General features: G+C 68.3%; 9 protein-coding genes. 8 read left to right on the forward strand and 1 reads right to left on the reverse strand.

Annotated elements, in window-relative coordinates:
* Positions 1 to 126 precede the first annotated feature (126 nt).
* From epsC to BGN95_RS14685, 7 genes are all read left to right on the forward strand, one after another.
* The gene (gene epsC / locus BGN95_RS14655; RefSeq protein WP_286773100.1) at positions 127 to 1,053 is read left to right on the forward strand and encodes a serine O-acetyltransferase EpsC; all 927 of its coding nucleotides are present in this window, start codon (positions 127 to 129) and stop codon (positions 1,051 to 1,053) included.
* Between the two features lie 2 nt (positions 1,054 to 1,055).
* Complete coding sequence (locus BGN95_RS14660) at positions 1,056 to 1,799, forward strand: gamma-glutamyl-gamma-aminobutyrate hydrolase family protein (protein ID WP_265267898.1); 744 nt, start codon at positions 1,056 to 1,058, stop codon at positions 1,797 to 1,799.
* A gap of 135 nt (positions 1,800 to 1,934) precedes the next feature.
* A complete protein-coding gene (locus tag BGN95_RS14665) occupies positions 1,935 to 2,510 on the forward strand; it encodes an alpha/beta hydrolase (protein ID WP_265312751.1) in 576 nt (191 codons plus the stop codon).
* Positions 2,511 to 2,779: 269 nt separating this feature from the next.
* Positions 2,780 to 5,212, forward strand: a complete 2,433-nt coding sequence (locus tag BGN95_RS14670; protein ID WP_286773101.1) for a TonB-dependent receptor — start codon at positions 2,780 to 2,782, stop codon at positions 5,210 to 5,212.
* A 1-nt stretch (position 5,213) separates the two neighbouring features.
* The gene (locus tag BGN95_RS14675) at positions 5,214 to 6,605 is read left to right on the forward strand and encodes an MFS transporter (RefSeq protein ID WP_286773102.1); all 1,392 of its coding nucleotides are present in this window, start codon (positions 5,214 to 5,216) and stop codon (positions 6,603 to 6,605) included.
* A gap of 12 nt (positions 6,606 to 6,617) precedes the next feature.
* Positions 6,618 to 7,565, forward strand: a complete 948-nt coding sequence (locus BGN95_RS14680; protein WP_286773103.1) for a TauD/TfdA dioxygenase family protein — start codon at positions 6,618 to 6,620, stop codon at positions 7,563 to 7,565.
* 65 nt (positions 7,566 to 7,630) lie between these two features.
* Positions 7,631 to 9,304: an arylsulfatase gene (locus BGN95_RS14685; protein ID WP_286773104.1), complete on the forward strand. Its 1,674-nt coding sequence runs from the start codon at positions 7,631 to 7,633 to the stop codon at positions 9,302 to 9,304.
* Between the two features lie 27 nt (positions 9,305 to 9,331).
* On the opposite strand, the gene BGN95_RS14690 is transcribed toward BGN95_RS14685, so the two are convergent.
* Entirely contained in the window at positions 9,332 to 10,252 is a 921-nt protein-coding gene (locus BGN95_RS14690) for a DUF2268 domain-containing putative Zn-dependent protease (protein ID WP_286773105.1), read from the reverse strand.
* 216 nt (positions 10,253 to 10,468) lie between these two features.
* On the opposite strand from BGN95_RS14690, the gene BGN95_RS14695 reads away from it, so the two are divergent.
* The coding region (locus BGN95_RS14695; protein WP_286773106.1) for a DUF763 domain-containing protein at positions 10,469 to 11,669 on the forward strand (1,201 nt) is incomplete at its 3' end.

The raw sequence follows: 11,669 nt of genomic DNA on the forward strand, positions 1-11,669 counted from the left end.
TTGGCGCGACGGCGACGATGTCATCATCCTGCCCTCGGTCGACGACGAAACCGCGCGGCGGCTGTTCGGCAGCTGGCGGACGATCACCCCCTATCTGCGCACTGTGCCGCAACCGGGCGCGCGGCGATGACGACCCTCGCCGAGACGGTGACCGCGCTGCGCGGCGCGCGCGATCGCTGGCGCGCGCGGCAGGAGGAGGGGCGCGATGTCGAAAGCTTCCCGTCGCGCGAGGCGATCGCGGCGATCGTCGACATATTGGCCGCCGCGCTCTACCCGCGCCGGCTCGGGCGGTTCCGCGGCGCGGCGGGGGATGAGGAAGATCGGTTCGTCGCCGCCAAGCTGATCGCGGGCTTCGGCGCGCTCGAACGCGAGATCGCCGCAGAGCTTGGCTATTGGCAAAAGGAATCGCGCGCCGATTTCCCGGCCGACCAGGCGGCGTCGATCGTCCGCTTGTTCGGCGCATCGCTCGGCGAGGTGCGCGAGCTGGTCGACGGCGATGTCGAGGCGGCGTTCCTCGGCGATCCCGCCGCGCGCAGCGTCGACGAGATCCTGCTCTGCTATCCCGGCGCGATCGCGAGCCTCTACCACCGGCTCGCGCACCAGCTCCACGCATTGGGCGCGCCGATCGTCGCGCGGCTGATCTCCGAGCTCGCCAACGAGCGCACCGGGATCGACATCCACCCCGGCGCGACGATCGGGCGCAATTTCTTCATCGACCACGGCACCGGGGTGGTGATCGGCGAGACCGCGATCGTCGGCGATCGGGTGCGGCTCTACCAGCATGTCACGCTCGGCGCGTGCAGCCCGCTGGGCTCGGCGACGCGCGCGCCCGGCGGCGCGCTCGCGCGGCATCCGGTGGTGGAGGACGATGTGGTGATCTACGCCGGGGCGACGATCCTCGGCCGCGTCTCGATCGGCGCGCGATCGGTGATCGGCGGCAATGTCTGGCTGCTGTCGGACGTGCCGGCGGACAGCGTGATCGTCCAGCCCGAGGCGCGCGAGCTTCCCGCCGGCGCCGCGCGCGCGCTCAAAGACGAGCTCGAGGCGGCGTGACGATGCGGCGCCCGGTGATCGGCATCATGTGCGCGAACGAGGTCGCCGCGCGGCCGGTGCAGTCGGTCGCGACGCGCTTCATCGCGCCGGTGACGCAATTGTGCGACGCGACGGTGCTGCTGGTGCCGGCGGTCAGCGATGCGGTCGATGCGCGCGCGGTCGCGACGGTGCTCGACGGGCTGTTGCTGACCGGCGCGCGATCGCATGTCGCGCCGGCGCGCTACGGCGGGGGGCCGGCCGATGAGGGCGCCGTGGTCGATGCCGAACGCGATGCGGTCGCGTTCGAACTCGCCGAGCAGATGATCGCGCGCGGCAAGCCGGTCTACGGCATCTGCCGCGGATTGCAGGAGATCAACGTGCTGTTCGGCGGCACGCTCGCGGCGACCGACACGAGCGGGCGGCATCACCGCGGCTCGTGGGACGAGGATTACGCCACCTTGTTCGATCACCGCCACGCGATCGACCTGATCGACGGCGGGGTGCTCGCCGGAATCGCCGGGCATCGACACCTCACCGTCAATTCGGTCCACCAGCAGGGCATCGCACGGCTTGGCGCGAGCCTCGCGATCGAAGCCGTAGCGAGCGACGACGGATTGATCGAGGCGATCCGCGCGCCCGGCTGCGGCGCCGACGTGCTCGCGGTGCAATGGCATCCCGAATGGGATGTCGCGCATTGCGCGGGCAGCAAAGCCTTTTTCGCCCTGCTCGGCGAGTCGCTGCGCGCGGCGAGCGCGGCGCGGCAATAAGATCGCACCCGGACGTGACGACCGGTCGCTTTGGCGCGACTCGATTTCCCACCTATTCAGTATATATTAAACCGCCGGCTGCGCGCGATCGGGGCGATCCGGTGGCCCTCAGCAGTCAGGCGCGGGAGTGATCCGATGTCGATCGGCGATGCTGCTCTGCTAATCGTGACCGCCGGTGATCTGCCGCAGGCGGATCGCCACGAATTGCGGCTCGACGTGGGTGAGCGGACCGGCAAATGGGCCGCGCAGCTCGATGCGGCGCTGATCGACCTCGCCCAGCCGGTGATCGTCGTCGCGGCGGAGCTGGCCGCGATCGCCTTCGCGCATTGGGCGCAGCTCAGCCCGTTGCGCTATTCGCGGCAGATCGCGGGGGCGGTGCTGCTCGATCCGGCGGCGCCGCGCGAGTGGCCGCGGCTGGGCCTCGCATCGACCCCGGCCACCCCTTTGCCCTTTCCGTCGCTGCTCGTCGCATCGGGAATCGGCACGGCGGCGCATATCCTCGCGCTCGCCGCGCGCTGGCGCAGCCGCTTCGCCACCCGCGACGCAATCCAGAATGATATTGCGGGGGATAGCACCGAGGCATCGCTGCGCGCGGCGCTGCGTGCCTTCCTCGCGCCGCGCGCGCCCTCGGCGCCGACGCTCCGGCGCTCGATAGCCGAGCTTACACCGCCCCTAGCATCTCTTCTTTTTAAATCTCCTCCAATCCGGTAGGAATTGAGATGCGGGCCAGTCGCGGCCCATTCCATCTTGCGAGGCGAGTATGATGATACACCCCCGCCACCACGATCCGCCCCGGTGTCGGTGCTGCCGCACCGCCCGCTGATCCATCGAGCATAATCGCCGGAAACCGTCGCGCCGCACGATTGGCGGCCCGGTTCCGCTCGCCCTTCACGCGTGACGCACTGCGTCACGCGACGGGGAGCCGTGCGTCCCCGCTCGCCAACGACAACCAGCCTCAACCGGAAAGGGGGTTAGAGGAAGTGACCAGTCACGCCCTGAATTACCGTCGATATCTGCTCGCCGCGGCCGCCGTGCTGCCGGCGTTGTTTCCCGTCGCCGCGACCGCACAGACCCAATTCGCCAGCAACGACGCCGCGGCGCCCGAACCCGTCGCCGCGGCGGCGGCGAGCGCCGATGCCGAGCCGGCGGCCGCCGCCGAAGTGCTCGTTTCCGCCCGCCGCCGCGTCGAGAAGGCGCAGGACGTGCCGATCGCGCTCAGCGTCATCGGCAACGAGCAGCTCGGCGTGCGCGGTGATTATCGGCTCGATCAAGTCCAGCAGCTCGTCCCGTCGCTTCAGGTGTTCAGCTTCAACCCGCGCAATACCAATATCAATATCCGCGGGCTCGGCTCGAATGTCGCGCTGACCACCGACGGCCTCGAAAACGGTGTCGGCCTCTATATCGACAATGTCTATTACGGCCGCGTCGGACAAAGCCAGTTCGATCTCGTCGATCTCGATCGCGTCGAGGTCTTGCGCGGGCCGCAGGGCACGTTGTTCGGCAAGAATACCACCGCGGGCGCGATCAACATCACCAGCCGATTGCCGCAATTCGACTGGCATTTCGACGGCCAGGCCGATCTCGGCAATTACGATTACCGCCAGGTCCGCGGCTCGCTGACCGGCCCGATCGCCGAAGGCCTCGCCGCCTTCCGGCTGAGCGCGGCCTATACCGATCGCGGCGGTTTCCTCTACGACACCACGCTCCGCGAACATGTCCACGATTACGAAAATGCCTCGGTGCGCGGCCAGCTTCTCCTCACCCCAAGCGAGCGGCTGACGATCCGGTTGATCGGCGACTGGAGCCAGCAGAAACAGCATTGCTGCATCAACCTGCTGGCCGGCACGTTCGACACCTATCGCAACGGCACGACGATCGCGAACAACTTCAACCAGCGCGTCGCGCGGCTGGGCTATACCCCGCTGCCGCTCGATCCCTTCGCGCGCCGCACCGACGCCAATTCGCCGTTCCAGGCGAATATGAACACCTGGGGCGTATCCGGGCAGGTCGATTACGATCTCGGCGGCGCGGCGATCACCTCGGTCACCGCGGTGCGCAACTGGAACTGGTTCCCGCTCAACGACGGCGACTATATCGCCCGGTCGATCAACACCGTCGGGCATATCCGGAACTTCCAGCGCCAGTTCAGCCAGGAACTGCGCATCGCCTCGACCGGCACGCACACGATCGACTGGCTGATCGGCGGCTACTATTTCTGGCAGGTGGTGCGCGGCTACGGCCGCACGCAATTCGGCCCGGATGCCGCGCTCGCGCTCTATCCCAACGACAATCAGGCGGTGGCGAACATCGCCAGCAACGGGCTGCTCACCACTTATACCTCCGATCCGCATACGCGCAGCGCGGCGCTGTTCGGTCAGGGCACCTGGCATATCACCCCCGCGCTCAGCCTCACGCTCGGGTTGCGCTACACGCATGAGGACAAATGGGGCGGCTATACCAGCGTCCGCGCGTTTGCGCTGCCGACCACCGGGCTCACCGATGCGCAGGTCGCCCGCGTCAACACGATCCGCAATGCGCTCGGGCCGATCCAGTCGTTCAGCGTCGATACCAGCGACGACAGCCTCTCCGGCCTCGCCACCCTCGGCTGGAAACCGAGCGACGACGTGCTGCTCTACGCAACCTATTCGCGCGGTTCCAAGTCCCAGGGGCTCAATCTCACCGCGATCCCTGCCGGGGTGAACCCGGTGGTCAATCCCGAGAAGGTCAACAATTATGAGATCGGGGTCAAATCGCAGTTCTTCGATCGCGCGCTGACGATCAACCTTGCCGCTTATCAGACCGATGTCGATCAATATCAGACGACGATCGTCCAGCAGATCGTCGGCACCAATACCTATATCAACTATATCGCCAATATCCCCAAGGTCCGCTCGCGCGGCTTCGAGGGCGACGTGGCGTGGCGCGCGACGCGCTGGCTGAGCCTCACCGGCTCGCTCGCCTATACCGACGCGACCTATGTCCGCTATCCCAACGGGCCGACCCCGGTGGAATCGCTCAATCCCACGCCGACCAACCCCGCAGGCAATCCGGTGCAGGACATGTCGGGCCAGCCGCTCGCCGGGGTGCCGAAATGGTCCGCCTCGGTCGGCGGCGACGTGACCCAGCCGGTCGGCGATCGGACCGAGGCGTTCCTCCACGGCGACTGGTCGTACCGCTCGTCCTATTACACCGTCGCCAGCAACAGCAGCTACGGGCTCGTCCCCGGCTACGGCCTCTTCAATGCGCGGCTCGGGCTCCGCTTCGAGGACGGTCGCTACGAACTGTCGGTCTGGGCGCGCAACCTGTTCGACAAGAATTACTATCAGACGTTGAGCGTGCTCAATTACGGGCTCGTCACCGCGACGCTCGGCGATCCGCGGACTTTCGGCGGCACGCTCAAGGTGCGGTTCTAAGATGGCGAGCGTCGCGTTCGAGCCCACCGCCTTTGCGGCGCCCGCGGCGGAGCGGGACAGCCCGAGCGGCGCGCGACTCGTCGCGTTCGGCTCGCCCGCGATCCCGCTTGCCGCCGCCGGCCTCCCGCTCGCGCTGTTCCTGCCGCAGCTTTACGCGAGCCATTTCGGCATTTCGCTCGCGACCCTGGGCGCGATCTTCTTCGTCAGCCGCTTCTGGGACATCGCCACGGACCCGATCGTCGGCGGCCTTTCGGATCGCACCCGCACGCGCATCGGCCGCCGCCGCCCGTGGATCGCCGCCGGCGGCGTGCTGTTCGCGATCGGATCGGCGCTGCTGTTCTTCCCGCCAGCGGTCGTCGCGCCGGCCTATCTCGCTGCCGCCCTGTTCGTTTTCTACGCCGGGTTCACGATGATCGAGGTGCCCTTCTCCGCCTGGGCGGGAGAGATATCGGGGCGCTACCACGAGCGCACCCGCATCGTGACCTATCAGCAGACGATGCGCTCGATCGGGCTGCTGCTGGTGCTGATCCTGCCGACGCTGATCGAACAATGGCGCCCCGATGACGGGGTGCTCAAGCTCCACGTCACCGGCGCGTTCATCCTCGCGACCTTGGTGCCCGCGCTGCTGCTCAACCTGACGATGATCGGCGAGCCCCCCGCCCCGGCCGCGACCGGCCCGCGCACCGGCTTCTGGCGCGCCGCCGGGCTTGTCTTCCGCGATCGCCTGCTGCTGCGCGTGCTCGCCGCCGATGTGGCGGTAACCGCAGGGCAATCGATCCGCGCCGGGCTGATCGCCTTCTTCACGGTGAGCTATATGGGGCTGCCGCAATGGGCGAGCGGGCTCTATCTGTTGCAATTCGCCTTCGGCATCCTCGCCGGGCCGATCTGGCTCGCGATCGGCCGCCGCTTCGGCAAGCGCGCAACCGCGATCGCCGGCGAACTCGCGCAGGCGGCGATCAACCTCGCGCTGCTCGCGGTGTTTCCCGGCCTGTTGTGGCTGCTCGTCGCGCTCGCGGTGGCGCAGGGGCTGACGCAAGGCTCGGGCAATCTGATGCTCCGCGCGATGGTCGCCGATGTCGCCGACGCGCATGAGCTGGAGACCGGGCACAATCGCACCGGGCTGTTCTTTTCGGTGTTCAGCCTGACGACCAAGGCCGGGCCGGCGATCGGCATCGGGCTCGCGCTGCCGCTCCTCGCCTGGCTCGGCTTCCAGCCCAGGGGGCACAGCAATGCGCAGTCGCTGGAAGCGCTCAAATATGTCTTCGCGCTCGGCCCCGCCGTCGCGCACATCATCTCGGCCGCGCTGATCTGGCGCTTCCCGCTCGACCAGACCCGCCACGCCGCGATCCGCCGCGCGCTCGATCGGCGCGCCGCCTCCACCGCCCAAGCCTGAAGGAACATCGCCATGACCCAGCTTGCCCATTCGTTCGACAATGCCGCCGACGCGGACAGCCCGCTCGATATCGCCCCGGTCGCCGGCCGGATCGGTGCGGAGGTGCGCGGCGTCCGCCTCGCCGGCGACCTCGACGACCTCACGATCGAGGCGATCAAGGCCGCATTGGTGCGGCATAAGGTGATCTTCTTCCGCGGCCAGACCCACCTCGACGACGATAGCCACGAGGCATTCGCCGCGCGGCTCGGCAATCCGCTGGCGCATCCCACCGTGCCGGTCGCGGAAGGATCGAAATATCTGCTCGAACTCAATTCGAAAGAGGGCGAGGCGGCGTCGCAATGGCATACCGACATCACCTTTCTCCCCGCCTTCCCCGCCGCCTCGGTGCTGCGCGCTTTGGTGATCCCGCCGACGGGGGGCGATACATTGTGGGCGAGCGGCGTCGCCGCTTACGAGGGGCTGCCGCCCGCATTGAAAGCGCTGGTCGCCGATCTGCGCGCGGTCCACACCAATGCCTATGATTATGCCGCCAGCCGCCCCGAGGCATCCGACGAACAGATCAGGCGGCATCGCGAGATATTCGCCTCCACCGTTTACGAAACCGAGCATCCGGTGGTCCACGTCCACCCGATATCGGGCGAGAAATCGCTGCTGCTCGGCAATTTCGTCAAGAATATCGTCGGCCTGAACCGCGACGACAGCGCGCGTGTGTTCCAGATTCTGCAGGATCAGATCACCCGGCCTGAAAATGTTGTGCGGTGGCGCTGGCAGCCGGGCGACGTCGCGATCTGGGACAATCGCGCGACCCAGCATCGCGCAATCGCCGATTTCGGCAAGCAACGCCGCCACCTGCGCCGCGCGACGATCGCCGGGACGATCCCGGTCGCGCTCGACGGATCGCGCAGCCGCGCGCTCAAGCCCGAGCCGGTCCCGGTCGCCGCGCTCGAAGCCGCCGAATAACGCCCTTGCGGGGCCGGCGGCGCGATGTCGCCGGCTTCGCGTCTTTTCCCAAGGAACTACGATCGATGCGCCGTCGCCTGCTCGCCACCACCTTCCTTGCCGTCGCGGCGCTGCATCAGGCCGCGCCCGCCCGAACCGCGCCTGCCGCGCCCCCGGCACCGGCGACGCCGGTTGCGGCGCGACCCAATATCCTCGTCATCGTCGCGGACGATCTCGGCTATTCGGATATCGGCGCGTTCGGCGGCGAGATCCGCACCCCCAACCTCGATGCGCTCGCAAAACGCGGCCTCAGGCTCACCGGCTTCCATTCGGCGCCGACCTGTTCGCCGACGCGCTCGATGCTCTTGTCTGGCACAGACAACCACCTCGCCGGGCTCGGCAATATGGCGGAGATGCTCGCCCCCAACCAGATCGGGCAGCGGGGCTATGAAGGCTATCTCCCCGCCGATATCGTCACGCTCGCCGATCGGCTGCGCGATCTGGGCTATGCGACGATGATGTCGGGCAAATGGCATCTCGGGGTGCGCGCCGAGGACAGCCCGGCGCGCCACGGCTTCGACCAGAGCTTCGATCTCGCGCAGGGCGGCGGCAATCACTTCGGCACCGATCTGTCACAGAAGCCCGGGGACGGCGGGACGACCTATTGGGAGAATGGCACCCGTGTCAGCCAGCTCCCCGCCGGTTTCTATTCGTCGGATGCTTATGCGGCCAAGCTGATCGACCAACTCGGCCGCGCCGATCGCGGCAAGCCCTTCTTCGCATACCTCACCTTCACCGCCCCGCACTGGCCGCTGCAGGCACCGGCGGAGGACATCGCGCGCTATCGCGGGCGCTATGACGCGGGGTTCGAGGCGTTGCGCGCCGAGCGGCTGGCGCGCCAGAAACAGCTCGGGCTGATCCCCGCCGATGTCGCGGCGCATACGCTCGAACTGCCCGGCGGCGGCACATGGGCCAGTCTCTCCGCCGAACAGAAGCGCGAACAATCGCGCCGGATGGAAGTCTATGCCGCGATGGTCGATCGCATGGACCAGAATGTCGGCCGCGTGATCGACTATCTCAAGCGCACCGGGCAGTACGACAATACGATCATCCTGTTCACCGCCGACAATGGCGCGGAAGGCGCCGATCTCGCCAAGCTCGAGATCCCGGCCTTCCAGGAACGGGTGAGGACCGCCGATAACCGGCTCGACAATATCGGGCGGCCGACCTCCTACGCCTGGTACGGCCCCGGCTGGGCGCAGGCGGCGACCGCGCCGTCGTGGCTCTACAAGGGCTATACCACCGAAGGCGGCACCCGCGTCGCGGCGTTCATCGACTGGCCCGGCTCGCCACGGACCGGGGTCAGCCACGCTTATGGCACGGTGATGGATATCGTCCCGACGCTGGTCGAGGCGGCCGGCGGCGACTGGCGCGGCAGTCAATACGCCGGCCGCGCCGTCCAGCCGGTGCGCGGGCTGAGCTGGCTTCCCTATCTCACCGGCGCGGCCGAACGCATCCATGCGCCCGAAGAGGCGGTCGGCAGCGAGCTGTTCGGCCGTCGCGCGATCCGGCAGGGCGATTGGAAGGCGGTCCATCTCGGTGACCGCTGGCGGCTGTTCGACCTCGCCAATGATCCGGGCGAGACCCGCGACCTCGCCGCCGCCGAGCCCGAGCGGCTGCGCCAGCTTACCGCGGCGTGGGACATTTACGGCAAGGATGTGGGGGTGGTCATGCCGTCGACGCCGAGCCGCTATCCCTAAAGGCGCGCGGGCGCATCCGGGCGCAGCTTACGCGCCCGGATGCCAGCCGCTCGCCGCGAGGAAGGCCTTGGGATCGCGCATCTCGATGATCCTGCGGATCGCGGCGCGCTTGGATTTCGCCTGCCGGTAATAGCTGCGGACGATCCGGTATCCGATCCAATAGCCGATATCCCCGGCACGCTGCATCGAGCCGTTGTAGAGCCATTTCGACAGGTCGCGGCTATCCTGATCGGCGAGGAAGGCGCGCCCCAGCTCGACCTCGCGGCCGCGCACCGAGCCCGCCAGCCGGGGATAGGAAACGCCGCCCGAGGTGAGTTCGGCCAGGAACTCGGCCGCCCCTTCGGCGAGCGAGGCCTGGAGCACTGTCGGTTTCGGATCGTCGACCAGCGCGCTTTGCTGCTGAACATGCGCATATTCATGCGCCACGACATGCACGATGCGGTCCGCCGGATCGGCGTCGAAATAGGTGACCCCGCACAGCGCCTCCAGCCCGATCTGCAGCCCCGTCGCCGGCCCGCCCACCCCGACCGGGCGGCCACGGCCGATGACGATCGAGATCGGCGGAAACCGCGCCGGCGGATAGAGCCGGCTGAGCTTGCGCGTCACCGCCGCGAGCCGGTCGACCGTCGTCGGAAGGACCGCGGCGCAACGCCGCGCTTGTTCGTAAAGCGAGGGGTCCGCGGCGATCTGGTCGGCGATGCGCTGCCCCGTCACCCGGCGCAGTCGCGCCAGCGTGTGAAGCCCGTCCGATCCGGCGTCGAGATAGTCGCGCTGGAGCTGCTCGGCGCTGGGCTTGCCGTGGTTCGCATCGTAAATCCGATAGAAGCGCTCAACATCCTCGGTTTCGATCACCGGCACGCCCGGCGCCGACGCGGCATCGAGCGCGCTGGCGGAGAGCGCGACGAGCGCAAACCCCAGCGCCCCGACGGATTTGGCGGCAAGCGTCATCGATCTTCCTTCCGCATCGGCCGGACGAAGGTCGCTCGGCAAGCGCATCTATCTGTGCATTTCTTTGTCGAAGCGGAAGAAAATAATGAAATCGCGGCGAACCGAGCGGCCGCCGTCGTTCCAGCCTGTTCACTTCATGTTCCGCCGGTGCTAGACGGTGCCGATGGCGCTTCTTTCCACCGCCCCGGCCCGGCGCTTCCCGATGCGAACCGCTTGATGGGGCGCCGCGCGGGCAGTGCCGATCTTCCCCTGCACGGCGGGCGCGTCCCCGCGTGGCTTGGCCAGCGCATGACGCGGCTGGGCGCTGTGATCGCGCAGGCGATCGTCGTCGAATATGGCCGCGACGAATTGCTCCGCCGGCTCGCGCATCCCTTCTGGTTCCAGTCGTTCGGCGCGGTGATGGGGATGGACTGGCATTCGTCGGGGATCACCACCAGCGTGATCGGCGCGCTCAAGCGCGGACTCGCGCCTTTATCGGGCGAACTCGGCATCCACGTCTGCGGCGGCCGCGGCCGGCACAGCCGCGCGACCCCGCAGGAGCTCGCGGCGGTCGGCGATCGCACCGGGATCGACGGTGCAGCGCTCGGCCGGGTCAGCCGGCTGGTGGCGAAGGTCGACAATGCCGCGGTGCAGGACGGGTTCGATCTCTACCTCCACGGCTTCATCGTCGCCGACGACGGCCGCTGGGTCGTCGTCCAGCAAGGCATGAACGGCGATCGGCGGCAGGCGCGCCGCTATCATTGGCTGTCGGAGGGTCTGGAGAGCTACGTCGACGCCCCGCACGCCGCGATCGAGGGGCATCATCAGGGGCGGATCGTCAATCTGGCCGATCGCCGCGCCGCGGCATCGCGCGATCGTCAGCTCGAGCTGCTCGCCGATATCGGCCCCACCGGAATCGCACGCGAACTGGCGCGGCTCGACGGCAAGAAGGGCACAGCGCCCGCGACCGAGCCGCTGCTCCCGCATCTCGTCCTGCCCGATCGTCACGAGGTGCGGGCCGAGGATATCATCGACCGCCGGCTCCACGCCGCCTTCGCCGCCGCCGCCGAACGTAGCCCCGCGGACTTCGCCGATCTGCTGCTCGTTCCCGGGGTCGGCGCACGCACCGTCCGCGCGCTGGCGCTGGTGGCGGAGGTGGTCCACGGCGCGCCGTGTCGCTTCAGCGACCCCGCGCGCTTCTCGCTCGCCCACGGCGGGAAGGACCGGCATCCCTATCCGGTGCCGACCAAGGTCTATGACCATACGATCGCGGTGATGAAGTCGGCGGTGCTCAAGGCCAGATTGGGGAATGAGGAGGAACTGGCGGCGATCCGCCGGCTCGACGCGCAGGCGCGCCGGCTGGAAGCGACCGCAACCGGCCCGTCGGTCGAGGCGGTCATCGCCGAGGAATTCGCACGCTCGCACGATTATGGCGGCC

The organism is Sphingomonas sp. 66-10, from assembly GCF_001897045.1.
Lineage (GTDB): Bacteria > Pseudomonadota > Alphaproteobacteria > Sphingomonadales > Sphingomonadaceae > Sphingomonas > Sphingomonas lycopersici.

Excerpts from the sequence above, each read along its gene's own strand:
- BGN95_RS14660 (WP_265267898.1), top strand. The coding sequence starts at position 1,056 with ATGCGGCGCCCGGTGATCGGCATCATGTGCGCGAACGAGGTCGCCGCG.
- epsC (WP_286773100.1), top strand. The coding sequence starts at position 127 with ATGACGACCCTCGCCGAGACGGTGACCGCGCTGCGCGGCGCGCGCGAT.
- BGN95_RS14690 (WP_286773105.1), bottom strand. The coding sequence starts at position 10,252 with ATGACGCTTGCCGCCAAATCCGTCGGGGCGCTGGGGTTTGCGCTCGTC.
- BGN95_RS14685 (WP_286773104.1), top strand. The coding sequence starts at position 7,631 with ATGCGCCGTCGCCTGCTCGCCACCACCTTCCTTGCCGTCGCGGCGCTG.
- BGN95_RS14675 (WP_286773102.1), top strand. The coding sequence starts at position 5,214 with ATGGCGAGCGTCGCGTTCGAGCCCACCGCCTTTGCGGCGCCCGCGGCG.
- BGN95_RS14665 (WP_265312751.1), top strand. The coding sequence starts at position 1,935 with ATGTCGATCGGCGATGCTGCTCTGCTAATCGTGACCGCCGGTGATCTG.
- BGN95_RS14680 (WP_286773103.1), top strand. The coding sequence starts at position 6,618 with ATGACCCAGCTTGCCCATTCGTTCGACAATGCCGCCGACGCGGACAGC.